This window comes from Dyella sp. A6, from assembly GCF_036320485.1.
Taxonomy (GTDB): Bacteria; Pseudomonadota; Gammaproteobacteria; order Xanthomonadales; family Rhodanobacteraceae; genus Rhodanobacter_A; species Rhodanobacter_A aluminiiresistens.
The window spans coordinates 1,457,422-1,482,123 of sequence record NZ_CP132911.1 but is presented as its reverse complement, the minus strand read 5'-3'; the positions used below and the strand labels follow the sequence as shown (position 1 = coordinate 1,482,123).

The window sequence follows — 24,702 nt, the reverse complement described above, 5'->3', positions numbered from 1 at the left end:
TGTACGGTTACTTGAAGTAGCATCGTCAACAGAATGGCATCCTCCTACAAGATCGAGCGCGACGTGTAAAGAAGATTGACGGTCATGATAAGCAACCCAAATGTGATGACCACGCGATGAACGCGCTGCCGTTTCTGCATATGCGGCCGCGTCCAGACATCGCAGTCGCCATGTTCAACCCCGGGGCTATTCCTGCCACGGCAAGCATCGAGGTGCTTGCCGGTCTGTTGATGGCATCCGGCATGCTGTGCCTGCTGTTGCTGAGGATGATCTGGAAGCAACAGCTGCGGCTGAAGCAGGCCCGATCACAACAGAACCGGTTGGCGGACGAGATAGAGTCGCTTCGCAGGCATGAACAACAGCTTCATGCAAACGAGCGCAGCCTCCGCGAGATCAGTGCCCGCATGCCGGTCGTGGTGTTCACCATGCATCGTGACCGCAACCGCCATCACAGACTCGAGTCGCTAACGGGCGACCTACAGGCACTGTTCGGGGTCGATCCCAACGAGGCACTCGAAGCCACCGACCTGCTACGAGACTGGCCATTCGGAGACCGAATCTATCCTGATGATGTCGACAGCCTGCGCCTCCAGCTGCGCCACAGCCTGCGGCACGCCCGCGCTACCTCTGTCGATTTCCGTGCCTATGCCGAGGATGGACTTCGTTGGTTCCATCTGGTCATGGCTGCATACCCTCAGGGCAAGGGCAACACGCGCTGGGTCGGCTACCTGATCGACACCACCAATCTCAACGCCCACAACGAGGCCTTGCGCGCAGCACGCGACGCCGCCGAGCGAGCTTCCCGCGCCAAGGCGGACTTCCTGGCCACCATGAGCCACGAGATCCGCACGCCGATGAATGGCGTGATCGGCATGCTCGAGTTGCTGGAACATACGTCTCTGAATCCGGACCAAATCGAGCTGCTGCAGGCCGTCGGCGATTCTGCCAGCGTGCTGATGCAGATCCTCAACGATGTACTGGATTTCTCCAAGCTCGAGGCCGGCAACCTCAGACTGGATCCGGTCCCGTTCGACTTGCGTGCACTTGTCGACAGTGCAGTGGGCCTGGTCGCCGGCCCACTGCACCAGAAAGGCCTGGATGTCAGGGTCGGCATGGACACGCTGATCGCCGGCCGCCTGCTCGGGGACGATGTCAGGCTGCGCCAGATCCTGCTCAATCTTCTCAACAATGCAGGCAAGTTCACTGAACACGGAAGCATCACGGTCAGTCTTCGCGTACTGGGTGACGATGGCGAGTACCAACGCCTGCAATTCAGTATCGCCGATACCGGCATCGGCATTCCGGCAGACAAACAGGAAAACCTGTTCATGCCGTTCTCGCAGGCCGAATCGTGGACAGCGCGTCGCCATGGCGGCACCGGACTCGGCCTTGCCATCTGCCATCACTTGGTTGAACTGATGGACGGCAAGATCGCGCTATCGAGCGAGGTCGAACTGGGCACGACCATCACCGTGGAGGTCCGTCTACCGGTCGTCCAACGCGAAATTGCTAACCCGGTGGACCTGGCAGGCCAGCATGCTGTGGTCCGTCTCGACAACCACGAACTGACCGCCATCGTGCGTGCGCACCTTGCCGCACTTGGACTCAGTGTAGAGACTGTTCCGCCGTCGCAGTCCATGCGACCAGGCATTGCGGCCAATATCCTGTTCGTCGACATCGATGACGAAGAAAGCTCGTCAAGGATTGCCGCGCATGTCATCGCCCTCACCGACTCGCCTGAAACACAAACGCGCCCCTATCGCGACGGAGAGCGCATCGTGCTTGGCTGCAACCCGCTCAAATGGCAGTCAATGGTCCGCGCATGCGCCATGACACTGGAACCCCAGCGACCATCGACAGCCACCTCGTTGCCGGCAGGGGGGCATCCCTCGACCAGTACTGCCATAACAGCGCCGCCGTCTCCTTCACCCACTTCCGCAGGCCGGATATTGATTGCCGAAGACCATCCGGTGAATCAGGCATTGGCAAGACGGCAGCTGGCGTTGCTGGGGTGGGCATGCGATATCGTGGACAACGGACGTGCCGCCCTCGAGGCGCTTCGACACAACGACTACGCCCTGTTGATGACCGATTGCCAGATGCCCGAGATGGATGGCTACGAACTGGCTGCTGCGTGGCGGCAACTGGAGGCGGACGAGCAACGAACGACACGCCTGCCGATCATCGCGATGACGGCGCACACTCTGGGCGACGAGATCGTCCGCTGCCGTGATGCCGGCATGGACGACTATCTGAGCAAGCCGGTCCAGCTGAAGGTACTGCAGGAAAAACTGCAGACGTGGCTCCGACCTGAAGGACAAACCATATCGCCGTCCCCATCAGTCGCGACCGCGCCAGCGACTCAAGCCGACATGCTCAGGCTATTGCGCGAGACCAGTATGGCCGACCTTGACGCGATCGAGCTGGCCATGGCGAACGGGGATGCAGCCACCGTTGCGCGCAGACTGCACCGCCTGCTGGGCGCATTGCAGATATTCATCGGCGGCCCGGATATCGGAAAGGCACGACAGTTACTGGATGCGCTGGAAGAAGGCGCATCGCCCGCCGCACTGGACGATTTCCCCACCAGCCTTGCCCGCCTTCGCGAACAAGTGATGCAACTGCCGGACGGTGCTTGACCCCACCCCGGACACGACATCAAAACGTGACGCAGTTGGCATTTTCGGCATCTCTCCATCAGAATCCGCGCTCAAACACGCTGTTCAGACGTTTCCGGGCTGAGGATACAGGCCGTCCGTCGTGGCCAGTCAGGAGCGAGGGGGCGCTCACCGGTCCGATGTGAAATCACGGACGGCATACAGGGGTTGAAGATGCAATCCATCCGCCATTGGTTACGCTCTTGCTTTGGTCGCCTGGGAATCGCTGCGCTGGTTTTCCTCGCTGTGCCGGCTGCTCATGCGGGCGACTGGTATTACCGCGTAAGGCCGCACGACAATATCTGGACACTGAACAGTCGCTTTCTCAAGCCTGGCGTTGGCTGGCAGAAACTCCAGACCTACAACAAGGTCGCCGATCCGTATCACCTGGTACCGGGCTCGCGTCTACGCATACCGGTGGAATGGCTGCGTGTTCAGCCAGCCAAGGCCACGGTGATCGCCGTCGCCGGCATGGCACATGCTTACATCGCAGGTCAGACCGCTGGAGTCGTCATCACCCCGGGCATGAAGCTCGGCTATGGCGTTCGTATCGAGACCGGACCCCATGCCAGCCTGACACTGAAGTTTGCTGATGACTCGCATGTGCTCATGCAATCCGGCAGCGAACTGACGCTGGACCGCATGAGTGCCTACGGCAACACCGGTATGGCCGACACCAAACTGCGCCTGCAACATGGCCGCATCAGCAATGCCGTGACGCCGATGCCGGGCAACACGGCACACTTCGTGGTGCAGACACCCGGTGCCATTTCCAGTGTGCGCGGCACCCATTTCCGCGTAGCCGCCGGTGACGACCATTCGCAAACCGAGGTACTGAAGGGCCGTGTCGATGTCGCCGGCCACCGGCGCCACGTGCAGGTCAACCGTGGTTCCGGCGTATCCGTCACCGACGGCCATCGCCCCGGCCAGGTGCGCAAACTGTTGCCTGCGCCCGTGCTCGATTGCCCGAGTCAGCCGGTCACCCACATCGGCGATACACTGAGCTGGACGGCCATGCATGGTGCTGTTCACTACCGCGTCGAGATCGCGCCGGATGCACGCTTTGAAACCCTTCTGCTCGACAGTGTGACCGGTGCCCTGCCCCACGTCAGCGTGCCGGATCTGCCGAACGGCGAACATGCGATCCGCATCCACGGCATCGACAGCGCCGGTCTGGAAGGACTGGATGCCACCTGCACCCTGCGTACCGCCATGCATCCGCAGCCACCGCTGGTGCAACAGCCGCAGGCGGGCAGCAAAGTGCGCGACCCACGCCCGCAATTCCGCTGGACCGAAAGCTCCGAGGCCAAATCCTACGACTGGCAGCTGGCGAGCGATGCCCAATTTGCCCACGTTCTGGCCGAACGCCCGCAGATCGATAACGATCACGTGCGCGCCCCTGCCGTACTTCCGCTGGGACGCTATTACTGGCGTATTGCGAGTCGCGACGCCCAAGGCAACCTCGGCCCATATACCGACGCCCTGCCATTTGAACGTGTCGCGCCGCCGCCGGCCCCGAGCGTGGGGGCGCCCAAAAGCTCAAAGCATGAGTTGACGCTCGGCTGGTCCGCCGGTAAACCCGGACAGCACTACCGCATCCAGCTCGCCCGCGACGCCCAGTTCACCCATCCACTGGTCGACCGGATGCTGGACACCCCATCGCTGCAGATGCGCAAACCGCATTCGGGCACCTGGTACGTGCGGGTACGCACCATCGACACCGACGGCTATGCTGGCGCCTGGGGCCCGGTCCAGAAGTTCCGGCTGCCCTGCATACCCTGCCGCATCGCCGCCATCGGAGGCGGCGCCACCGTTCTCTGGTTACTGCTCTGATGCCCGATACACCGCCGGCAACGGATGCCTGACATGTTGCCGCGCGGTTTCGCCTGGCTGGTGCGGGGTGCGGTCTGGCTGGTTGCCACCGGCCTGCTGGCCCTGTTGCTCACCTTTGATGCAACGGGACATGTGGACAGTGCCCTGTATGACATCAACATGCGTCACTGGACCTATACGCCTGGCAACGACGTGGTCATCGTCGCGATCGATCCCAGCAGCCTTACCAAACTTGGACGCTGGCCGTTCCCCCGCCTGCTGCACGCACGCTTGATCAACCGGCTCACCGACGACGGCGTACGTGCCATCGGTCTCGACATCACCATGACCACGCCCGATGCTGCCCATCCAGCCTATGACAAGGCACTGGCCAGTGCACTTCGACGCAACGGCCATGTAGTGATGCCGGTCTTCGCCGAACCCACCGACCTGGGCGGCACGCTGGAAGAAATGCTTCCAGTCCCCGGCCTGGCCAGGGAAGCCGCGGCATTCGGCCAGGTGGATGTCGACGAGAGCACCGACGGCATCTCGCGTGGCGTCTACCTGATGGCAGGACTGGGACAGGCCTACTGGCCATCGCTGGGCCTGGCGCTCTACCGCCAGGACCACCCCAGGCACCCGAGCGCACAACTGCCAGGCCTGCGCAATCCAATGCCGACTGGCGAATCGCCATACCTGTGGATCCGCGATTACTACGCACTACTGCATTACGCCGGCCCATCAGGCACGTTCGGTCGCGTTTCCTATGCCGACGTGCTCGACAAGAAGGTACCGCCCTCGCTACTGAAAGGTAAAACCGTGCTGATCGGTGCCACCGCCGAGGGCATGCGCGACATCGTTCGCACACCGGACGGCCTGATGCCGGGTGTCGAGTACCAGGCGAACATCCTGGAATCGCTGCAACGCGGGCTTCTGCTGACCCCGCTGGGATTCACCCTGCAACTGGTCGTCGGTGCCATCGTCCTGTCGGTGCCCTGCCTGCTGTACGGGCTTCCCGGCTTTCGCCGCCTGTGGTCGGTGCTACTGGTCGGCATGTTGCTGCCGTTGGCATCCAGCCTGCTGCTGCTGCGCGCGCTCGGCTGGTGGTGGCCGCCGACGGCGTGCGTGCTGACCGTCGCCATCGCCGGCGCGGCGTGGTGGCTGCTGGTGCGGCCAGCCGGTACGGCCATCAACGCCACGCCGGCTTGACCCGCCCGGCGGCGGCCGCCATCCTGCTGCGTTTAACCACACTCGATTTCAACGCATGAGCAGTCGCTACAACGCCGCCGACATCGAAGTCCTCTCCGGCCTTGACCCGGTCAAGCGCCGGCCGGGCATGTACACCGACACGACCCGGCCCAACCATCTGGCGCAGGAAGTGATCGACAACTCGGTGGACGAGGCCCTGGCCGGCCACGCCGAGAACATCGACGTGATCGTCCACACTGACGGGTCCGTCGAGGTCAGCGATGACGGCCGCGGCATGCCGGTGGACATTCACCCCGAGGAAGGGGTGCCAGGTGTCGAACTGATCCTCACCCGGCTGCATGCGGGCGGCAAGTTCAGCGGCAAGAACTACAACTTCTCCGGCGGCCTGCACGGCGTGGGCGTGTCAGTGGTCAATGCGCTGTCCAGCCGGGTCGAGGTCACCATCCGCCGCGACGGCAACGAATACCAGATGGCCTTCGAACACGGCGATCGCGTCAGCGAACTGGAGATCATCGGCAGCGTACCGAAGAAGCGCACCGGTACCACGGTGCGCTTCTGGGCCGACCCGAAATACTTCGACTCGCCGAAGATCGCGATGGCTCGCCTCAAGCATCTGCTGCGTGCCAAGGCCGTGCTGTGCGCGGGTCTCAACGTGAAGCTGACCGACGAGGCCAGTGGCGAAGTCAGCGCATGGCATTACGAGGATGGCCTGCGCGACTACCTGCGTGGAGAACTCGGCCAGGCCGAAGCAATCCCGGCCGAGCTGTTCGTGCATCATGTGGCGCGCGATACCGAAGGCATGGACGTTGCCCTCACCTGGCTGCCCGAGGGCGAGCTGGTGCAGGAAAGCTACGTCAACCTGATTCCCACCGCCCAGGGCGGCACCCACGTGAACGGCCTGCGCACCGGCCTCACCAACGCCATCCGCGAGTTCTGCGACATCCGCAACCTGCTGCCACGTGGTGTGAAGCTGGCGCCCGAGGACGTCTGGGAACGGCTGGCCTTCGTGCTCAGCGCCAAGCTGCTCGACCCGCAGTTCGCCGGCCAGACCAAGGAGCGGCTGTCATCGCGCAACGCCGCTGCGCTGGTGGAAAACGTGGTGCACGACGCCTTCAGCCTGTGGCTGAACCAGAACGTGGAAAGCGGCGAGCGCATCGCCCAGCTCGCCATCGAGCACGCCAGTGCCCGGCTCAAGGCGGCCAAGCAGGTCGTGCGCAAGAAAGTCGTCCAGGGCCCTGCACTTCCGGGCAAGCTGGCCGACTGCACCGCCACCGACCTGTCGCGCACCGAACTTTTCCTGGTCGAGGGCGACTCGGCCGGCGGCAGCGCCAAGCAGGCACGCGACAAGGAGTTCCAGGCGATCCTTCCGCTACGCGGCAAGATCCTCAACACCTGGGAGGTGGAATCGACCACCGTGCTGGGCTCCGAGGAAGTGCACAACCTTGCCGTGGCGATCGGCTGCGACCCCGGCAAGGACGATCTTTCCGGACTGCGCTACGGCAAGGTCGTGATCCTCGCCGACGCCGACTCCGACGGCCTGCACATCGCCACCCTGCTGTCAGCGCTGTTCCTGCGTCACTTCCCGAAGCTGGTCAGCGAGGGCCACGTGTTCGTGGCGATGCCGCCGCTGTTCCGCGTCGACGTGGGCAAACAGGTCTTCTACTGTCTGGACGAGGGCGAGAAGCAAGCCATGCTGGACCGTATCGAGCGCGAAAAAATGCGCGGTGCGGTCAGCGTCACCCGCTTCAAGGGCCTGGGCGAGATGAACCCGGGACAATTGCGCGAATCCACGATCGATCCCGACACCCGTCGTCTGGTCCAGCTCACCGTCGACGATGACGACGGCACCGCAAAGCTGATGGACATGCTGCTGGCCAAGAAACGCGCCGGCGACCGCAAGGCCTGGCTGGAGGAAAAGGGCGACCTCGCGACGCTGGATGTCTGACCCATTCGTGCCGTCTTGACCATGATCAAGACGGCACGCCAACAACCCGGTGATGCTGCCGCCATGCCACAACGCGACTGGACACGCCGCGCCATCGAAGCGCTCGAAGCCGAAACGCATCGCTCCGCCGATACGCACCTGCTGCGCCTGGACCTGCCGTCCTTCCCCGGCATTCCGTTGTACCTCAAGGACGAATCCGTCCACCCCACCGGCAGCCTGAAGCACCGCCTGGCACGCTCGCTGTTCATCTACGCGATCTGCAACGGCTGGCTGCGCGAGGGACGCCCGGTGATCGAGGCCTCCAGCGGCAGCACGGCGATCTCGGAAGCCTACTTCGCGCGCCTGCTCGGCCTGCCTTTCGTCGCCGTGATGCCACGCAGCACCTCGCCGGACAAGGTCGCCCTGATCGAGCATTTCGGCGGGCGCTGCCACTTCATCGACGACACCGACGTCTACGGCACCGCGCAGCGGCTGGCGGACGAACTGGACGGTCATTACATGGACCAGTTCACCTATGCCGAACGCGCCACCGACTGGCGCGGCAACAGCAACATCGCCGAATCTATCTTCCGCCAGATGGCGCACAAGGCCGATCCCGAACCGCACTGGATCGTGGTTTCGGCCGGCACCGGTGGCACCTCGGCGACCATCGGGCGTTATATCCGTTACCGCCCGGGTACGCAGGTCACGACACGCCTGGCCGTGGTCGATCCGGAGCGCTCGGTGTTCCACGACTACTTCGTCAGCGGCGATACCACGCTGACCCTTAGCCGGGGCTCGCGCATCGAAGGCATCGGGCGTCCCCGGGTCGAGCCCTCGTTCGTACGCGGCGTGATCGACCGCATGATCCAGGTGCCGGACGCCGCCACGTTCGCCGCCCTGCGCGTGCTCGAACGCCTGCTCGGCCGGCGCTGCGGCGGCTCCACCGGCACCAATTTCGTCGGCGCACTGCAATTGATGTGCGAGCTGCATGCGAACGGTACGCCCGGACCGGTGGTGACCATGATCTGCGACGGCGGCGAGCGCTACCGCGGCACCTACTACGACGAGGCCTGGATCGCGGCAACCGGACTGGACGTGGCGAGCTGGCAGCGCCGGCTTGACGAGGTCGTCGCCAGCGGCCGCTGGCCCGACTGAGCAGGCACATCCGCGCAAACATTTATCTCGCGCCGACAACGGCGCTAAGGTAATGGCCCGTCCCGCATCGAATGCCGCCCATGGCCCTGGTACCCCCGTTCGACCTGCAACGCTGGATCGATGAACATCGCCACCTGCTGAAACCGCCCGTCGGCAACAAGTGCATCGTCGACGGCGACTTCATCGTGATGATCGTGGGCGGCCCCAACGCACGCACCGACTACCACTACGACGAAGGTCCCGAATTCTTCTACCAGCTCGAAGGCGAGATGATGTTGAAGGTGCAGGACGACGGCGCCGCGCGTGACCTGCCGATCCGTGCCGGCGAGATGTTCTACCTGCCGCCGCGCGTACCCCACTCGCCACAGCGCATGCCGGACTCGATCGGACTGGTGATCGAGCGCAGGCGGCGGCCGCACGAACAAGACGGCCTGCTGTGGTTCTGCGAGCGCTGCAACCACAAGCTGTACGAAGAATATTTCACGCTGCAGAGCATCGAGCACGACTTCCCGCCGGTGTTCGAGCGCTTCTACGGTTCGCGCCAGGCCCGTACCTGCGATGCCTGCGGGCACCTGAACCCGGCGCCGGCCAAGTACGCGGCCGACTGAACCCCTCGCACGACTGCCCTAGCCGGCCCGACGCCGCAACCACTTGTCGGCCATGCGGCGCAACGATGCATCCAGTGCGGGATCGTTCGCCACTTCGGCCACTGGGCGCCAGGCCAGCGCATGGGCCTCGTGGTTGATATGGAAGCGCTCGTCATCACCGGCACAAACGACGTAGCGCACGTCGTAGTGCCAATGCTCCGGCTCATCGCCACGGGCCGGAATCCGGTGGCGATCGATGTCGAAGATTCCCCCCAGGACCTGCAGCCCGGCCACACCGGTTTCTTCCTGAGCTTCGCGCAGGGCCACGCCCGCCAGATCCGCTTCGCCGTCGGCATGCCCTCCGGGCTGCAGCCAGCGGCCGAGCTTGCGGTGATGCATCAGCAGTACGCGCTCGCCGTCGGCGCTGACCAGCCAGGCCGACCCGGTGAAATGCCCGGTTCGGTGATGGCGATGAAAAACATCGGGGTGCGAATGCGCGAACGCGATGAATTCGGCAGCCTGCTCCGCCTCCCCCTGCCATAGGTCATGGTAGTGGCGCAGGGCAACCTGCAACGATTGGCTTGGCAGCGTCATATGCGGCGATTTCGCGTTGCAAAACAGCGCACAGGATAGCCTAGACAACGCCGCTGCCCGGCTTGTACCTGCGACCTGCGCTGGGCTATGGTGGCCCGCTGATGCGCCATGCGCGCAGCAGCCACGTACCGTGACGGTTACAGCCACGGGCGTCATCGCAGAGTTGAGGGGAATTCGATGCTCAAGAACCTGTTCGCCACCCACCCGATCGATGCCATGCCGGAAGTCGAAGCCGGCGAAGTCGTCATCGGCGATGCGCACGGCGTGCATGGCGACGCCACACTGAAGCGGGCGCTGACCGCGAAACATCTGGTCATGCTGGGCGTCGGCGCGGTGATCGGTGCGGGCATCTTCGTGTTGACCGGTACCGCAGCCGCGCAGTTCGCCGGACCGGCACTGGTGATCAGCTTCATGATGGCCGGTTTCGCCTGCGCCCTCGCCGGCCTGTGCTACGCCGAATTTTCCGCGATGCTGCCGGTGTCCGGCAGTGCCTACTCGTATTCCTACGCCACGCTGGGCGAAGTCATCGCCTGGTTCGTCGGCTGGAACCTGGTCCTGGAATACCTGTTCGCCGCCTCCACCGTGGCGGTGGGCTGGTCCGGCTACTTCAACGAACTGCTGCACATGCTCAGCAGCTGGACCGGGCTCACGCTGACCCTGCCGCCGGCACTGTCCTCGGCGCCCTTCACCTTCAATGCGGCCAACCACCTGGTCACCACCGGCGCCATCATCAACCTGCCGGCACTGCTGATCGTGGGTGCCATCAGCTGGCTGTGCTACCGCGGCATCACGCAGTCGGCCACGGTCAATGCGATCATCGTGGCGATCAAGGTCATCGTGATCATGCTGTTCCTGATCGTGACCTTCCACTTCCTCAACCCGTCGCTGTGGCATCCCTTCATTCCGGCCAACGAGGGCGGCTTCAAATACGGCTGGAGTGGCGTGATCCGCGCCGCGACCTTGGTGTTCTTCGCCTACATCGGCTTCGACGCGGTATCGACCGCGGCGGGCGAAGCGAAGAACCCGCAACGCGACATGCCGATCGGCATCCTCGGCTCGCTGTTCATCTGCACCCTGCTCTACATCGCCATGTCGGCGGCGCTGACCGGCCTGGCCCCATTCCGCGACCTGAACACGCCCGAGCCGGTGGCGACCGCGCTGAACTACGTGCTGGGCACCGTGGCGGCAGGCAGCTTCGCCAGCCATGTATTGGGCGTGCTGCGCATCCTGGTGGTATTCGCCGCGCTTGCCGGCCTCAGCTCGGTGGTGTTGGTGATGCTGATGGGCCAGCCGCGTATCTTCTACGCCATGTCCGGCGACGGCCTGCTGCCGAAGGCACTGGGGCGCGTACATCCGAAGCACCGCACGCCCTACGTCGGCACCATCATCGTGGGTGTGATCGCTGCAGTCCTGGCCAGCCTGTTCCCGGTCGACGTGCTGGGCGACCTGGTCTCGATGGGCACCCTGCTGGCCTTCACCACCGTCTGCATCGGCGTGCTGGTGCTGCGCTATACCCGCCCGGATCTGCCACGCTCGTTCCGCGTGCCGCTGCCGTGGATCGTTTGCCCGCTGGGTGCCGCGGCCTGCCTGTTCCTGTTCTGGCAGGCATTCGTGGTGCGCTGGTGGCTGATCCTGGGATGGACCACCATCGGCTTCCTGATCTACGGTTTCTACGGCTACCGCAACAGCAAGCTTCGCAAGACCACGGCCTGAAAACCCGACGAGCCGATGCCAGACGCATCGGCTCGTCTGCTTTCGCCCCTCCTCGTTCGCATCCCGCCGCAAGATACTCATCCCGATGCTCAAGCAACTGCTCGCCCGCAAGACCGATTTCAGTAACGCCGACGACCTGCACGATCAGGGCCTTCGCCGCACGCTCGGACCATGGGGTATCACCGCGCTGGGCATCGGCGCCGTCATCGGCACCGGCATCTTCGTGGTCACCGGGCAGGCCGCGGCAGAACATGCCGGGCCGGCAGTACTGATCTCCTTCATCCTTGCAGCGATCTGCAGCGGCTTCACCGCTCTGTGCTACGCCGAGTTCGCCACCCTGATCCCGATCTCGGGCAGTTCCTATTCCTACGCCTACGCCACGCTCGGCGAGCTGCTGGCCTGGTTCATCGGCTGGAACATGGTGCTGGAATACGGCATCTCGGCATCCGCCGTCGCCGCCAGTTGGACCGGCTACTTCACCAGCCTGATGGACAACATCGGCCTGCATCTGCCGGTGACGCTGACATCGGCTCCGCTGGCCTTCACCAACGGCCACCTGGTCGCGACCGGCGCCTTGATCAACCTGCCTGCCGTGGCCATCGTGCTGGCGCTGACCTGGGTCTGCTACGTCGGCATCCGCGAGTCGGCCGGGATCAACCTGCTGATGGTGGGGCTCAAGGTGGGGTTGATCATCATTGTGGTGGTCGCCGGCTACCGCTATATCAACCCGGCGAACTGGCACCCGTTCATTCCGGCCCCGCAGGGACCGGACAAGTACGGCTGGTCCGGCATCTTCCGCGGTGCGGCGATGGTGTTCTTCGCGTATATCGGCTTCGAGGCCACCTCAACCGCCGCCCAGGAATGCAAGAACCCGCAGCGTGATCTGCCGTTCGGCATGCTCGTCTCGCTGGCGATCTGCACCATCCTGTACCTGGCCATGGCCGCGGTACTGACCGGACTGATTCCCTATGCCCAGCTGGACACCGTCGAGCCGGTGGTGACCGCCGTCAAGGTGCATCCGCAGCTCGACTGGTTGCGCTGGGTGGTGGAATTCGGCGCCCTGATCGGACTTGCCTCGGTGATCCTGGTGATGATCATCGCCCAGCCGCGCATCTTCATGATCATGGCGCGCGACGGCCTGCTGCCGCCGGTGCTGGCACGCATTCATCCGCGCCATCGCACACCGCACATCAACACCCTGATCACCGGCTTCTGCATCGCGGCGCTGGCCGCCGTCTTCCCGCTCGACCTGCTGGCCAACCTCACCTCGATGGGTACCCTGATCGCCTTCGTGGCCGTATGCGCCGGCGTACTCATCCTGCGCTATACGTCGCCAGAACTTCCGCGCACGTTCCGGGTGCCGTGGGCATGGGGCATCTGCAGCGCGGGCGTGCTTAGCTGCCTGGCCCTGTTGCTCACCTTTGAGTGGTTCAACTGGGCGCTGATGATCGTATGGACTGCCATCGGCCTGGCGATCTATTTCGGCTACGGGTATCGGCACAGCCACCTTCGCCGGCAAACAGCCGCATTAACAGTGAACGCCGCCGAAAAAGCCGAATAATCCTTAAAAAGTAATCAAATGCCTTTAAATGCGTTGATCAAACCAGTTTCACCCAATTAGGTGAAACTGATGATCTTATTTTAAGTCATTGATTTTATTGCGGGACCAAAGGCAGCACAGAACACACCCCCAGGTTAGCCCGCACCGACCAACCGGAGTATGATCCTCAGTCCGCGGGTTGATCACTTGGCAGTGGGCCCCGGATTGCCGCCCGGCGCGTCAGGCGAGTCAGCTCCTCAGCCTGATGCGTCGGGCAGCATTTTCTTCCGCCTCGTCAATCTTCCGGCGCACCTGCGGACACGAAAAAGGCCGGCACATGGCCGGCCTTTTGGATACGTTGAACTAGCTACTGCTCAGCTCTTCGCCGTATGCGAAACACACCAGCCTTTCGCACTGACCGCCTTGCCCGGGAACAACTGGCAAGGACCGAACCCGGTCGGGCCACCCGTGTAGAACTGGCAGTTCGCACAGTCAGCGCCCGGCGTGTGCTTCGGATTCTTGGTGGTACTGGCATCCGCAACGTAACCCAGCGCCTTGGCAGTGGGGTCGGCATCCGTGAGGTGCGGCAAATCGGCAGCCCGAGCGAACCGGGGAAAACCGCCTACGACCGCAACCGCGGCAGTGCCGGCGGCGATCTTCAGGAAACGGCGGCGTGACTCGCTGTTTTCTTCTTGCGACATTTGGAAACCTCCCGCGTTGATACAACATCCACCGCACATGGCGGTACTGACCAGCATGCTACGCCCGTCGCGCGATCGTGGCGCGAATGGCTCGCATTTCCCGACAGGCCAGCGTGTGCATGGTGTATCATCAGGCCCTGTTTGGACGTCCATTTGCATGAGCCAGATCCTTCCCGACACCATTTCCGCCGAGCTTTTCGCCCAGCGTGCCGACGCCGTCGCCGCAGCGGCGCGCGCCCTGTCAGCGCTTGGCTGGACCCCGGCCACCAGCAGCAACTTTTCCATGCGCGTGGATGCCGGACACGCGGCCATCACCATCTCCGGTCGCGACAAGGGAAGCCTTGGCCGCGACGACATCATGCTGGTGGACATGCAGGGCAAGGCCGTGGGCACCGATGCACGCCCCAGCGCCGAGACCGATCTGCATACGCATATCTATCGCCGCTGGCCCGAGGCCCAGGCGGTGCTCCACACCCATTCGCGCACGCAGAGCGTCGCCTCGCGGCTGTTTGCGCGTGAAGGCGTCATCCGACTGGAAGGCTGGGAACTGCAGAAGGCCATTGCCGGATACACCACGCACGAGAGCGTGCTGGAGATCCCGGTCTTCCCCAACACCCAGCACATGCCCGAACTGGTCCAGCGCATCGATGGCTGGCTGGACGCCGGCAAGCCACTGGCTGCCTACCTGATCGACGGCCATGGCATCTATACATGGGGCCGCGACATGGCCGAGGCCCGTCGTCACATCGAAGCCTTGGAGTTCCTGCTGGGCTGCGAACTGGACCTGAGGAAACTGACCACATGAGCCGCCTGCGCATTTTCGAGGAAAACCGCCCTCAATCGCCGCTGGCCGAATACGGCGACCACGCCGACATCGCGCGCGAACTGGCCGGGGTCGGTGTCCGCTTCGAGCAATGGGTCGCTGATCAACCGATCTCTCCGGGTGCCGATCCGGACACGGTGATCGCCGCCTACCGGGCGGATATCGACCGGCTGATGAGTGAGGAAGGCTACCAGTCGGTGGATGTGATCAGCCTCAAGCCTGACCACCCCGAGCGGGCGGCACTGCGCCAGAAGTTCCTCAGCGAACATACGCACAGCGAGGACGAAGTCCGCTTCTTCGTCGCCGGGGCCGGCCAGTTCACCCTGCACCTCGGCGGCAAGGTCTACGACATTCTGTGCGAACAGGGTGATCTGATCGGGGTACCCGACGGCACGCGCCACTGGTTCGACATGAGCGAATCGCCCTACTTCGTGGCGATCCGGCTGTTCACCAACAAGGATGGCTGGGTGGCCAACTTTACCGGCGACGATATCGCCCAGCGCTTTCCGCGCATGACACCGCACGCATCGGCCCGCTGAAGCCACGCCCGTCACTGCGCGCGCGTCACAGTCCGTCGGCTAAGCTTGCTCACCGCTCCTGAAAGGTGTTTCCGCATGTCTGAAATCCGCGCCATCGTCACCGACATCGAAGGCACCACCAGCTCGATCAGCTTCGTCAAGGACGTGCTGTTTCCCTACGCGCGCAAGCGTCTTCCGGCCTTCATCGAAACCCATGGTGACCGCCCCGAGATACAGCACTGGCTGCACGAGGCCGCCAAGGAAGCCGGCTACATCGAAGCCACGCGACAGGAAGTGGTCGAGCTGCTGCTGCGCTGGATCGACGAGGACCGCAAGTCGACAGCGTTGAAGGCGCTGCAGGGCATGATCTGGCAGGAAGGCTACGAGGCCGGCGACTACCAGGCCCATGTCTACCCGGAGGTTCCGGCAAAGCTCCGCGCCTGGCGCGCAGAGGGGCTGCGCCTGTACGTCTATTCGTCTGGTTCGGTGGCTGCGCAGAAGCTGTTCTTCCGCTACAGCACCGCCGGCGACCTGACGCCACTGTTTGCCGGTTACTTCGACACCGTGACCGGACCGAAGCGCGAAACCGGTTCCTACGATCGCATCGCCAGCGCAATCGACGAGCAGCCCGGGCACCTGCTGTTCCTCTCCGATATCGTCGAGGAACTGGATGCGGCGCGTGCCGCCGGTTTCCAGACGACCTGGCTGGTACGTCCGCCACAGGCCATACCCCAGGCACCACGTCACCCGGCCGTTGCCGACTTCGACACGATCACGGTCTGAACCGTCCATGCGCACGACCATCGCCGCCCTGCTGGCCTTCGCCGCCGGTGTGCTGCTCATGTTGCTGCTTCCCGGCCGTACCACGCGGTCGACTGCGATCGACAGCCTTCCCGCAGCTGCCGGCACGGTGCTGCCGCAACCCGCTGGGGGTATCGCGATGTCGACAGGCGACGCCACGGGTAGCGACGATGGATGGCGTGACTGGCCGGCAAAGGCTCCGACTCCTGAGCAGGTGGTCTACGACCAGTCCGACCTGATGCAACGTGCACTGGCTGATCTGGGGCCGCGCAAACCCGGCACACCCAACCTGTACCTGATTGCCTTTGCCGGCGATGGCAGCGAAGGCGTCTTTCGCAACGAGGCCGAGTACGCCGCGCAGCTGTTCACCCGCCGCTTCGGCCCGAGCACGCATGCGCTGGTTCTCGAAAACAATCCGGCCACCCTCGAGACTCATCCGCTGGCCGACTGGAGCAACCTCGAGTACGCACTGGACGGATTGGCCCGCGTGATGAAGCCGGATGACATCCTGATGCTCTACTTCACCAGCCACGGCAGCGAGGACCACCAACTGCTGGTGGACATGGACCCGCTGCCGCTTGACCAGATCAGTGCCACCGACCTGCCTGGAATCCTTGCCGAGCACAAGTTCAAGTGGAAAGTGGTGGTGGTGAATGCCTGCTATTCCGGCGGTTTCATCCCGCCGCTGCGCAACCCGGACACCCTGGTGCTCACCGCCGCGCGCGCCGACCGCAGCTCGTTCGGCTGCGGCAGCGAGTCGGACATCACGTACTTCGGCCATGCCTGGCTGGTCGATGCCATGAACCGGACCGACAACTTCGTGACCGCCTTCCAGCAGGCACGCAGCCAGATCGCCCGCTGGGAAACGCAGGACAAGCTGACGCCGTCCGACCCGCAGATCTACGCCGGCAAAAACATCGCCGCCGAGCTAGCCCGTTGGCGCAAGGGCATCAAACCCGGCCCGGCCGTGCCGTTCGCTCCGCAGGCGCCCGCACGGCAACCCTAGGCGATGGTGGTCATGCCCGGCTCTAGTGCCCGCCGTCCTGGCGACGCCTGGAGTGCCTCTGCGCGAGCAGGTTCGCGACATCGGCCAGGCCAAGACCACGAGCCCGCAACAGCACGGTGAGATGGAACAGCAGATCCGCGGATTCGCCGAGCAGTTCCTCGTCACCCTGGGCTACGGCCGCGAGTGCGCTTTCCACGCCCTCCTCGCCGACCTTCTGCGCCATGCGACGGATGCCGCTGTCGAACAGTTTGGTGGTGTAACTGCCCTCCGGACGCTCGGCATGGCGTGACTCGACCAGCGCGTCGAGTTCGGCCAGGAAACCCAGCGGCGGCCGCACCTCGTCACGTTCGCCGAAGCAGCTGAAGCTGCCGGTATGGCAGGTCGGACCGCGGGGTTCTGCCTGCAGCAGCAAGGTATCGGCATCGCAGTCGATGCGTACTGACTTCAGGTCGAGCACGTGGCCCGAGCTTTCACCCTTGGTCCACAGGCGCTGCTTGCTTCGACTGAAAAACGTGACATGGCCGGTGCGTTGCGTCTCGGCCAGCGCCTCGGCATTCATGTAGCCCAGCATCAGCACTTCACCACTGCGCCAGTGCTGCACGATGGCCGGCAGCAGGCCGCCGCCCTTGGACCAGTCGAGGCGGGAAAGATCGGTCGGGTTGGCAGCAGTCATCTTGGTACCTGTTGCCGGCATGCGCCGGGACATACGTCAGTATTCGGTTTCCGGTCACCGCAGTACAAGCCGGCGTGACCGGAGGGAAAGCCATCGTCTAGTCGATGCGCATCGCCACGCCCTGCTCCCGCAGGTAGCGCTTGAGTCCGGGAATGGCGATGGCACCGGAATGGAACACGCTGGCGGCCAGCGCCGCATCCACGTCGGCATCGACGAAAGCGTCGCGGAAATGCACTGGCGCACCGGCGCCGCCCGAGGCGACCAGCGGAACGCGACAAAGTGACCGGACCAGCTTGAGTTGCTCGAGGTCGTAACCCTGCCGCACGCCATCGCTGCCCATGCAGTTGAGCACGATCTCGCCCGCGCCACGCTGCTGCACCTCGGTCACCCAGTCCAGGGTACGCCGCGCCAGCGCACGGGTCTTCGACGGGTCGCCGGTGTATTGGCGTACCCGCCACTCGCCGTCATCGTCGCGCAGCGAATCCACACCCACCACCACGCATTGCACACCGAACGCATCGGCCAGCTCGTCGATCAGTTCGGGACGCTCCAGTGCCGGCGAATTCACCGACACCTTGTCCGCGCCGGCGTGCAGCGTAGCGCGCGCCTCGGCGACGGAACGGATGCCGCCGGCCACGCAGAACGGTATGTCGATCACCCGCGCCACTTTCTCGACCCAGCCGCGATCGACGCTGCGCCCTTCGGGGCTGGCAGTGATGTCGTAGAACACCAGTTCGTCCGCGCCCTCGTCGCGATAACGCAGCGCCAGGTCGACGATGTCGCCCATCACCACGTGGTCGCGGAAACGCACGCCCTTGACCACCTGACCATCGCGCACGTCGAGGCAGGGGATGATGCGGCGACTCAGCATGCCAGCGCCTCCTCCACAGTGAAACGCCCCTCCAGCAGGGCACGGCCAAGAATCACGCCACCCGCTCCGGCCTCACGCGCGGCACGGATATCATCCAGCGAACGCACGCCGCCGGAAGCCTGCACTGCCAGCGTCGGCACGGTATCGGCCAGATGCCGGTAAAGATCGAGGTTGAAGCCGGCCAGCATGCCGTCGCGATCGATGTCGGTGCACAGCAGGTGGCGCGCACCGCGTACCGCGTACCACGGCGCCAATTCATCCAGGGTGCGCGCTTCCAGCTCGGTCCAGCCCGCGCTCGGCAGCGCCCAGCGTCCCTCGATGCGACGGGTATCCAGGGCCAGCGTGAGCCGCTCCGGCCCATGACTGGCCAGCCAGCCGGCCACGGTCTCCGGATCGCGGATCGCCACGCTGCCCAAGACCACCCGCTGCACGCCGGCATCGAACAAGCGGCGCAGGTCGCCTTCGCCACGTACGCCACCGCCGGCCTGCACCTGCATGCCGTTCGCCGCGATCGTCTCGATCACCTTCAGGTTGTCCAGGCTGCCGGAGCGGGCACCGTCCAGGTCCACCAGGTGCAGCCACGCCGCGCCGGCTGCTGCGTAGCGCGATGCCAGTTGGACCGGGTCGAACGGATAGTCGGTCTGCTGTGCGTAGTCGCCCTGTTTGAGGCGGACCACCTGGCCGCCGCGCAGGTCGATCGCGGGAATCACGTTGAACGTCATAGCGAGAGGAAATTCTTCAGGAGTCGGGAGCCCACGCTGGCGGACCGCTCGGGATGGAATTGCATGCCGTGGAAATTGCCGCGGGCGATCACCGCCGAAAACGGACCGCCAAAATCGGTCGTCGCCAGCGTGTAGTCGCCGGCCGGCACCGCGTAGCTGTGTACGAAATAAGCCTGTTCGCCGGCTACCAGTCCGTCCAGCAGCGGATGCTCGCGCACGGCTTCAAGCGCGTTCCAGCCCATGTGCGGAACGCGCAACCCCGGTACCTCGTGGAAGCGGCGCACCGGAGCATCGATCACGCCCAGGCACTCGGTATCGCCCTCCTCCGAATGCGCGCACAGCAGCTGCATGCCCAGGCACACGCCCAGCACCGGCTGGGTCAGCGATCGCATCAGCTCGACCAGGCCCAGCTCGCGCAACCGTGCCATGCCGGGCCCGGCCGCACCCACGCCCGGCAGGATCACCTTGTCGGCGGCGCGGATCGCTGCCGCATCGGCAGTAAGCGCCGCTTCGACGCCCAGCCGCTGCAGGGCGTAGCGCACCGAACCGATGTTGGTGCCACCGGCATCCACCAGTACCACGCTCATTACAGCGCTCCCTTGGTGCTGGGCAGTTCGCTGCCCTCGCGCTGGATCGCCTGGCGCAGCGCGCGGGCCACTACCTTGAAACAGGCTTCGACCATGTGGTGCGCGTTCTCGCCACGCACCGACAGGTGCAGGTTGGCGCCCAGCGTCTCGCACAGCGAACGGAAGAAGTGCGGCACCAGTTCGGTGGAGACCTCGCCCACGCGATCGCGCGGAAACGTGCCCTCGAAAACGAAATACGGTCGACCGGAAAGGTCCAGCCGGGCATCCGCTGCACTCTCGTCCATCGGCAACGAGAAGCCATAGCGGCCGATCCCGCGCTTGTCGCCCAGGGCCTGCCGCAGGGCCTGCCCGAGAGCCAGCGCGCAGTCCTCGATGGTGTGGTGATCGTCGATATGGATGTCGCCGTCGCAGTGCAGCGTCAGGGCGAAACCGCCATGCTTGCCGATCTGTTCCAGCATGTGGTCGAAGAAGCCAAGGCCGGTGTGGACCTGCGGCTCGGCCACCTTGTCCAGATTGACGCTCACCTGGATGCGGGTTTCCTTGGTGTTGCGCGTGACCGTGGCGACACGCGGCGCGTCCAGCACCTGGTGCGCGACATCGGCCCAGTCGATGCCGTCAGGCCCCACCCGGAAGCCGCGCACGCCCATGTTCGCGGCGAACAGCAGGTCGCTCTCACGGTCGCCCACCATCAGCGACGCGGCGCGGCTCCAGCCATCGTCCGCAAGATAACTGCGCATCAGGCCCACGCCGGGTTTGCGGGTGTCCTTGCCCTCATGCGGAAAACTGCGATCCACCAGCACTTCGCGGAAACCGACTCCCTGCGATGCGAGGATACGCAGCAGCAAGGCGTGCGGCCCGGCGAAATCGGCCTCGGGAAAGCTCGCCGTGCCCAGCCCGTCCTGGTTGGTCACCATCACCAGTTCGTAGCCAGCCGCCACGAAGCGCTGCAATGCGGCGATCACGCCAGGCAACAGGGCAAGTTTTTCGTAGCTGTCGATCTGTTCGTCCGCCGGCTCCTCGATCAGGCAGCCATCGCGGTCCACGAAGAGCAACTTCCGACTCATGTGCCCTGTCCCGCCACGGCAACCGGCTGCGCGACCGCGGACTGCTTCAGGACCTTGATCACCTGGGCATTTTCCTCGGGCGTGCCGATGGTGATGCGCAGCGCATCCGACAGGCCCGGATAGCGGCGCACGTCGCGCACCACGATGCCCTCGGCCAGCAGGCGGCGCAGCACGTCGCCGGCATCGTGGAAACGGACCGTGAGGAAATTGGCCTGTGACGGCAGCACCTGCTTCACGCCGGCCAGAGCCGCCAGCGCCGACTGCATCGCCTCACGCTGCTTGCATACCGTACCGATGCGCTGGCGCGTATTCGCCTGCCCCCAGCCCGACAGCGCGATCAGCGCGGCATCCACGCAGGGCAGCGGCAGCGGATAAGGCGGCATGATCCGCCGCAGCAGGGCGATCACGTCGGCATTCGCCAGCAGGCTGCCGATGCGAGCGCCAGCCAGTGCCCAGGCCTTGGACAGGGTGCGCAGCACCGCCACGTTGTCGTAACGGTCGATCAGGTCGGCCACGCTGGGCTGGTCGGCGAACTCGACATAAGCCTCGTCCACGACCAGCAGGGCACGACCGGCCAGTGCCCTGGCCAGGGTCTCGATATCGGCACGCGGCACGTCCTGCCCGGTGGGGTTGCTCGGCCGGCAGACGAACACCAGCTTCACCGCCGGCGTCACCGCGGCCAGCAACGCGTCCACGTCGAGCCTGAAATCCTTGTCCAGCGGCGCTTCGATCACGGCCGCACCCTGGACACGCGCACAGACCGCATACATGCCGAAGGTCGGCGGCTGGATCAGGATCGCATCCTGGCCGGCCCGGCAGAACGCGCGCACCAGCAGGTCGATGGCCTCGTCACTGCCACGCCCCACCAGCAACTGCTCGCGACGCACGCCATACAGCAGCGCCAGCGCATCGAGCAGGGCCGACGGCTGCGGTTCCGGATACCGGTTGCAGCCCTGCCCGGTGTCGCCCACCGGCGGCCAGGCCGACTCGTTCGCGTTCAGCATCAGCTGACCGCCGTCGGCCTCCATGCGGGCCGAAGAATAAGGTTGCAGTGCGCGGATTTCCGGCCGCGCGAGGTCAAGCACGTTCATACCGCCTTCTCCGTCGAAAATGTTGCCGGCGCGACGCCGTCCAGCGCCGCCAGGCGCAGGGTCACCGCACGACGATGGGCCTCCAGTTGCTCGGCCGCCGCCAATGTCGCCGTGCACGGACCGATGGCGCGCAGCCCGTCGGCCGAAAGCTGCTGCACGGTGATCTGCTTCTGGAAGCTGGCCACCGACACGCCGCTGTAGCTGCGCGCATAGCCGTAGGTCGGCAGCACGTGATTGCTGCCGCTGCAGTAATCGCCCACCGACTCCGGCGTCCACGCGCCCAGGAATACCGACCCCGCACTCTCGATACCCGCAAGCAGGTCGCGCGGCTCGGCCACCTGCAGGATCAGGTGCTCCGGTGCATAGCGGTTGCTGACCTCGACCGCCTGTGCCAGCGACGCCACCCGGATCAGGCGGCTGCGCGAAAGCGCCTGCACCGCGATCTCCGCGCGCGGCAAGGCAGCGCACTGCGCGCGCACCTCGACCTCGACACGATCGAGCAGCTGGTCGGAATCGCTCAGCAGGATGACCTGCGAATCCGGGCCATGCTCGGCCTGCGAGAGCAGGTCGGCCGCGACGAACACCGGATTGGCGTGGGCATCGGCGATCACCAGCACCTCGGACGGCCCGGCCGGCATGTCGATGGCGGCGCCTTCCGGATCGCCCGAAACCTGCAGTTTCGCCTCGGTCACCCAGGCGTTGCCCGGACCGAACAGCTTGTCGCACGCGGGCACACTGCGGGTGCCGTAGGCCATCGCCGCGATCGCCTGCGCGCCGCCCAGCTTGAACACCTTGTGCACGCCGGTGACGCGGGCCGCGTACAGTACCGCCTCGTCGCACGACCCATCGGCGCGCGCCGGCGAACACAACACCACCTCGCGGCAACCCGCAATGCGGGCCGGCACGCCAAGCATCAGCGCGGTGGACGGCAGCGGCGCGCTGCCGGCCGGCACATACAGGCCCACCCGCGCCACCGGGCGCAGCATGCGCTCCACCCGCACACCCGGCGCGGTGTCCAGCGACACCGATTGCGGCGCGGCGGCACGATGGAAGGCCTCGATCCTTTCCGCCGCCTCGTGGATCGCCTGCTTCAGGGCCGGGTCCAGTGCGGACTCGGCAGCCGCGAACTCGGCTTCGCCGACTTCGATCGCATCGAGCGTGCAGCGGTCGTACTTGGCGCTGAGCTCGCGCAATGCGTCGTCGCCGCGTGCGCGCACGGCCGCGATGATGCCTTCCACACCGGCGCGTAATTCCTCGCCGCGCGACTGCACCGGACGTGCCAGTGCCTCGCCACGGGCAGCCTCGTCCAGCTGCGACCAGTCCAGACGCTTCATCTCGATCAAGTTCGTACCCACCGGGTTCATGCCAGCATCTTCTCCACCGGCAGCACGAACATCTCGCGCGCACCGGCTCGTTTGATTTCCTCGAGCTGCCGCCAGCTCACTTCGCCGGCACACAGCGCCTGCACCATCAGCTGGTCCGGCTGGCCGGCCACCGGCAGCAGGGTCGGCTGCGGGCCACCGGGCAACAGCCGGGTGATCGCATCCAGCGCACCGCGCGAGGTCTGCAGCAGCAGCAACCGCGACTCACTGACCTGAATCACGCCGTCGAGCCGCTTCAGCAGCAGCTCCAGCATGTCGCCGCGCTCGTCGCTGGGCAGCGCCTGCGGACCGGCCAGCACGGCCTCGCTTTCCAGCAGCACGTCGGCCTCGCGCAACTGGTTGGCGACCAGGGTGCCACCGCTCTGCACCAGATCGCAGATCAGTTCGGCCGTGCCCAGCCGCGGCGCGATTTCGACCGAGCCGGCCAGGGTCACCACACCGGCGTCCACGCCATGGTTACGCAGCCATTCGCCGAGCAGCCCCGGATACGAGGTGGCGATGCGCATGCCGGACAGTTGGCCCGGTTCGCTGTATTCCATCTCCTGCGGCACCGCGATGGACAGGCGACAACGACCGAAACCCAGCGGACGCAGCTCCGCCAGCGGAGCGGCTTCGCGACCGTCGGTGAGGCGGAACTCGTCCAGCACATTGCGGCCGACGATGCCCAGATCGCAGACACCCTGGGCGATCAGGCCGGGGATGTCGTCGTCACGGACCAGCAGCAGGTCCACCGGCTCGCCCTCGCCGAAGCAGAACAGCTTGTCGCGGCTCTGACGGAAAGTAAGCCCACACCGCTTCAGCAGGTCGAGTGCCGGCTCGGTGAGCCGGCCGGATTTCTGCATGGCGATGCGCAGACGGTCGCGCTGTTTCATGTGCTGGCCTTCTTCTTGGCGACGGACTGGCCGCGCGTGGCGCGTGCCGCGGCAGCGAGATAACCGCCGTTGCCCTGGTTGAGGAAACGCGCCACGCGCCCGATCGTGGTGATGCTGACGGCGGTGCGTTCGTGGATCTGCCGATACGGCATGCCATCCAGCAGCAACGGCACCACGCGCCAGCGGTCCACCAGCACCTCCAGTTCCGCCGGTGTGCACAGATCGTGCAGGAAGGCGGACATCTCGGCCGGTGTCTTCAGCGAGAGCAAAGCCTTGTACAGGCTTGCCTCGACGGACTCCGCCGGTGTCTCTGGATCGAGCGAACGACGCTTCATAATGTGCTAATGCGTTAATACAGTGGATCAAGGATACGCTAATCCCATGACACCGGCAAGCG

General features: G+C 65.1%; 23 protein-coding genes. 12 read left to right on the top strand and 11 right to left on the bottom strand.

What is annotated here, in order from left to right; genetic code table 11:
* The first annotated feature begins 116 nt into the window (after positions 1-116).
* From RA164_RS06425 to RA164_RS06400, 6 genes are all read left to right on the top strand, one after another.
* Positions 117-2,639: an ATP-binding protein gene (locus RA164_RS06425; protein ID WP_329743130.1), complete on the top strand. Its 2,523-nt coding sequence runs from the start codon at positions 117-119 to the stop codon at positions 2,637-2,639.
* Positions 2,640-2,903: 264 nt separating this feature from the next.
* Complete coding sequence (locus RA164_RS06420; protein WP_329743129.1) at positions 2,904-4,490, top strand: FecR family protein; 1,587 nt, start codon at positions 2,904-2,906, stop codon at positions 4,488-4,490.
* A gap of 33 nt (positions 4,491-4,523) precedes the next feature.
* The gene (locus RA164_RS06415; RefSeq protein WP_329743128.1) at positions 4,524-5,678 is read left to right on the top strand and encodes a CHASE2 domain-containing protein; all 1,155 of its coding nucleotides are present in this window, start codon (positions 4,524-4,526) and stop codon (positions 5,676-5,678) included.
* A 55-nt stretch (positions 5,679-5,733) separates the two neighbouring features.
* Positions 5,734-7,623 carry a DNA topoisomerase IV subunit B gene (gene parE / locus RA164_RS06410; protein ID WP_329743127.1) on the top strand — a complete coding sequence of 630 codons (1,890 nt, stop codon included), beginning with the start codon at positions 5,734-5,736 and terminating at the stop codon, positions 7,621-7,623.
* Between the two features lie 63 nt (positions 7,624-7,686).
* A complete protein-coding gene (locus RA164_RS06405; RefSeq protein ID WP_329743126.1) occupies positions 7,687-8,760 on the top strand; it encodes a PLP-dependent cysteine synthase family protein in 1,074 nt (357 codons plus the stop codon).
* An 80-nt stretch (positions 8,761-8,840) separates the two neighbouring features.
* Positions 8,841-9,368, top strand: a complete 528-nt coding sequence (locus RA164_RS06400) for a 3-hydroxyanthranilate 3,4-dioxygenase (RefSeq protein WP_329743125.1) — start codon at positions 8,841-8,843, stop codon at positions 9,366-9,368.
* Between the two features lie 18 nt (positions 9,369-9,386).
* On the opposite strand, the gene RA164_RS06395 is transcribed toward RA164_RS06400, so the two are convergent.
* A complete protein-coding gene (locus RA164_RS06395; RefSeq protein ID WP_329743495.1) occupies positions 9,387-9,941 on the bottom strand; it encodes an NUDIX hydrolase in 555 nt (184 codons plus the stop codon).
* A gap of 177 nt (positions 9,942-10,118) precedes the next feature.
* On the opposite strand from RA164_RS06395, the gene RA164_RS06390 reads away from it, so the two are divergent.
* Together RA164_RS06390 and RA164_RS06385 are read left to right on the top strand one after the other, a co-directional pair.
* Entirely contained in the window at positions 10,119-11,654 is a 1,536-nt protein-coding gene (locus tag RA164_RS06390; RefSeq protein ID WP_329743124.1) for an amino acid permease, read from the top strand.
* An 85-nt stretch (positions 11,655-11,739) separates the two neighbouring features.
* Complete coding sequence (locus RA164_RS06385) at positions 11,740-13,215, top strand: amino acid permease (protein WP_329743123.1); 1,476 nt, start codon at positions 11,740-11,742, stop codon at positions 13,213-13,215.
* Between the two features lie 353 nt (positions 13,216-13,568).
* Here the strand turns inward: RA164_RS06385 and RA164_RS06380 are convergent, their stop codons facing one another.
* Complete coding sequence (locus RA164_RS06380) at positions 13,569-13,895, bottom strand: high-potential iron-sulfur protein (protein ID WP_329743494.1); 327 nt, start codon at positions 13,893-13,895, stop codon at positions 13,569-13,571.
* Positions 13,896-14,052: 157 nt separating this feature from the next.
* Here RA164_RS06380 and RA164_RS06375 point away from each other — a divergent pair, with 157 nt between their 5' ends.
* The 4 genes from RA164_RS06375 (at position 14,053) to RA164_RS06360 (ending at position 17,043) form a co-directional block, all read left to right on the top strand.
* The gene (locus tag RA164_RS06375; protein WP_329743122.1) at positions 14,053-14,700 is read left to right on the top strand and encodes a methylthioribulose 1-phosphate dehydratase; all 648 of its coding nucleotides are present in this window, start codon (positions 14,053-14,055) and stop codon (positions 14,698-14,700) included.
* The gene (locus tag RA164_RS06370; protein WP_329743121.1) at positions 14,697-15,257 is read left to right on the top strand and encodes a 1,2-dihydroxy-3-keto-5-methylthiopentene dioxygenase; all 561 of its coding nucleotides are present in this window, start codon (positions 14,697-14,699) and stop codon (positions 15,255-15,257) included. Before RA164_RS06375 ends, RA164_RS06370 begins: the two co-directional genes overlap by 4 nt.
* Positions 15,258-15,332: 75 nt before the next feature.
* Positions 15,333-16,019, top strand: a complete 687-nt coding sequence (gene mtnC / locus RA164_RS06365) for an acireductone synthase (protein WP_329743120.1) — start codon at positions 15,333-15,335, stop codon at positions 16,017-16,019.
* Positions 16,020-16,026: 7 nt separating this feature from the next.
* Positions 16,027-17,043 (top strand): C13 family peptidase, encoded by a 1,017-nt coding sequence (locus RA164_RS06360; protein ID WP_329743119.1) that lies wholly within the window; start codon positions 16,027-16,029, stop codon positions 17,041-17,043.
* 22 nt (positions 17,044-17,065) lie between these two features.
* Here RA164_RS06360 and hisIE read toward each other — a convergent pair whose 3' ends face one another.
* From hisIE to RA164_RS06315, 9 genes are all read right to left on the bottom strand, one after another.
* A complete protein-coding gene (gene hisIE / locus RA164_RS06355) occupies positions 17,066-17,716 on the bottom strand; it encodes a bifunctional phosphoribosyl-AMP cyclohydrolase/phosphoribosyl-ATP diphosphatase HisIE (RefSeq protein ID WP_329743118.1) in 651 nt (216 codons plus the stop codon).
* A gap of 97 nt (positions 17,717-17,813) precedes the next feature.
* The gene (gene hisF, locus RA164_RS06350) at positions 17,814-18,587 is read right to left on the bottom strand and encodes an imidazole glycerol phosphate synthase subunit HisF (protein WP_329743117.1); all 774 of its coding nucleotides are present in this window, start codon (positions 18,585-18,587) and stop codon (positions 17,814-17,816) included.
* On the bottom strand, positions 18,581-19,309 hold the full coding sequence (locus RA164_RS06345) for a 1-(5-phosphoribosyl)-5-[(5-phosphoribosylamino)methylideneamino]imidazole-4-carboxamide isomerase (protein ID WP_329743116.1): 729 nt from the start codon (positions 19,307-19,309) through the stop codon (positions 18,581-18,583). Before RA164_RS06345 ends, hisF begins: the two co-directional genes overlap by 7 nt.
* Positions 19,306-19,896: an imidazole glycerol phosphate synthase subunit HisH gene (gene hisH / locus RA164_RS06340; RefSeq protein ID WP_329743115.1), complete on the bottom strand. Its 591-nt coding sequence runs from the start codon at positions 19,894-19,896 to the stop codon at positions 19,306-19,308. The genes RA164_RS06345 and hisH overlap by 4 nt, the downstream gene beginning before the upstream one ends.
* A complete protein-coding gene (gene hisB, locus RA164_RS06335) occupies positions 19,896-20,960 on the bottom strand; it encodes a bifunctional histidinol-phosphatase/imidazoleglycerol-phosphate dehydratase HisB (RefSeq protein ID WP_329743114.1) in 1,065 nt (354 codons plus the stop codon). The genes hisH and hisB overlap by 1 nt, the downstream gene beginning before the upstream one ends.
* Entirely contained in the window at positions 20,957-22,051 is a 1,095-nt protein-coding gene (gene hisC / locus RA164_RS06330; RefSeq protein WP_329743113.1) for a histidinol-phosphate transaminase, read from the bottom strand. Before hisC ends, hisB begins: the two co-directional genes overlap by 4 nt.
* A complete protein-coding gene (gene hisD / locus RA164_RS06325) occupies positions 22,048-23,385 on the bottom strand; it encodes a histidinol dehydrogenase (protein WP_329743493.1) in 1,338 nt (445 codons plus the stop codon). Before hisD ends, hisC begins: the two co-directional genes overlap by 4 nt.
* 26 nt (positions 23,386-23,411) lie before the next feature.
* Complete coding sequence (hisG, locus tag RA164_RS06320) at positions 23,412-24,305, bottom strand: ATP phosphoribosyltransferase (RefSeq protein WP_329743112.1); 894 nt, start codon at positions 24,303-24,305, stop codon at positions 23,412-23,414.
* Positions 24,302-24,640 carry a YerC/YecD family TrpR-related protein gene (locus RA164_RS06315; RefSeq protein ID WP_329743111.1) on the bottom strand — a complete coding sequence of 113 codons (339 nt, stop codon included), beginning with the start codon at positions 24,638-24,640 and terminating at the stop codon, positions 24,302-24,304. The genes hisG and RA164_RS06315 overlap by 4 nt, the downstream gene beginning before the upstream one ends.
* Between the last annotated feature and the right edge of the window lie 62 nt (positions 24,641-24,702).

Excerpts from the sequence above, each read along its gene's own strand:
- RA164_RS06425 (WP_329743130.1), top strand. The coding sequence starts at position 117 with ATGAACGCGCTGCCGTTTCTGCATATGCGGCCGCGTCCAGACATCGCA.
- RA164_RS06415 (WP_329743128.1), top strand. The coding sequence starts at position 4,524 with ATGTTGCCGCGCGGTTTCGCCTGGCTGGTGCGGGGTGCGGTCTGGCTG.
- parE (WP_329743127.1), top strand. The coding sequence starts at position 5,734 with ATGAGCAGTCGCTACAACGCCGCCGACATCGAAGTCCTCTCCGGCCTT.
- RA164_RS06405 (WP_329743126.1), top strand. The coding sequence starts at position 7,687 with ATGCCACAACGCGACTGGACACGCCGCGCCATCGAAGCGCTCGAAGCC.
- RA164_RS06400 (WP_329743125.1), top strand. The coding sequence starts at position 8,841 with ATGGCCCTGGTACCCCCGTTCGACCTGCAACGCTGGATCGATGAACAT.
- RA164_RS06395 (WP_329743495.1), bottom strand. The coding sequence starts at position 9,941 with ATGACGCTGCCAAGCCAATCGTTGCAGGTTGCCCTGCGCCACTACCAT.
- RA164_RS06390 (WP_329743124.1), top strand. The coding sequence starts at position 10,119 with ATGCTCAAGAACCTGTTCGCCACCCACCCGATCGATGCCATGCCGGAA.
- RA164_RS06385 (WP_329743123.1), top strand. The coding sequence starts at position 11,740 with ATGCTCAAGCAACTGCTCGCCCGCAAGACCGATTTCAGTAACGCCGAC.
- RA164_RS06380 (WP_329743494.1), bottom strand. The coding sequence starts at position 13,895 with ATGTCGCAAGAAGAAAACAGCGAGTCACGCCGCCGTTTCCTGAAGATC.
- RA164_RS06375 (WP_329743122.1), top strand. The coding sequence starts at position 14,053 with ATGAGCCAGATCCTTCCCGACACCATTTCCGCCGAGCTTTTCGCCCAG.
- RA164_RS06370 (WP_329743121.1), top strand. The coding sequence starts at position 14,697 with ATGAGCCGCCTGCGCATTTTCGAGGAAAACCGCCCTCAATCGCCGCTG.
- mtnC (WP_329743120.1), top strand. The coding sequence starts at position 15,333 with ATGTCTGAAATCCGCGCCATCGTCACCGACATCGAAGGCACCACCAGC.
- RA164_RS06360 (WP_329743119.1), top strand. The coding sequence starts at position 16,027 with ATGCGCACGACCATCGCCGCCCTGCTGGCCTTCGCCGCCGGTGTGCTG.
- hisIE (WP_329743118.1), bottom strand. The coding sequence starts at position 17,716 with ATGACTGCTGCCAACCCGACCGATCTTTCCCGCCTCGACTGGTCCAAG.
- hisF (WP_329743117.1), bottom strand. The coding sequence starts at position 18,587 with ATGCTGAGTCGCCGCATCATCCCCTGCCTCGACGTGCGCGATGGTCAG.
- RA164_RS06345 (WP_329743116.1), bottom strand. The coding sequence starts at position 19,309 with ATGACGTTCAACGTGATTCCCGCGATCGACCTGCGCGGCGGCCAGGTG.
- hisH (WP_329743115.1), bottom strand. The coding sequence starts at position 19,896 with ATGAGCGTGGTACTGGTGGATGCCGGTGGCACCAACATCGGTTCGGTG.
- hisB (WP_329743114.1), bottom strand. The coding sequence starts at position 20,960 with ATGAGTCGGAAGTTGCTCTTCGTGGACCGCGATGGCTGCCTGATCGAG.
- hisC (WP_329743113.1), bottom strand. The coding sequence starts at position 22,051 with ATGAACGTGCTTGACCTCGCGCGGCCGGAAATCCGCGCACTGCAACCT.
- hisD (WP_329743493.1), bottom strand. The coding sequence starts at position 23,385 with ATGAAGCGTCTGGACTGGTCGCAGCTGGACGAGGCTGCCCGTGGCGAG.
- hisG (WP_329743112.1), bottom strand. The coding sequence starts at position 24,305 with ATGAAACAGCGCGACCGTCTGCGCATCGCCATGCAGAAATCCGGCCGG.
- RA164_RS06315 (WP_329743111.1), bottom strand. The coding sequence starts at position 24,640 with ATGAAGCGTCGTTCGCTCGATCCAGAGACACCGGCGGAGTCCGTCGAG.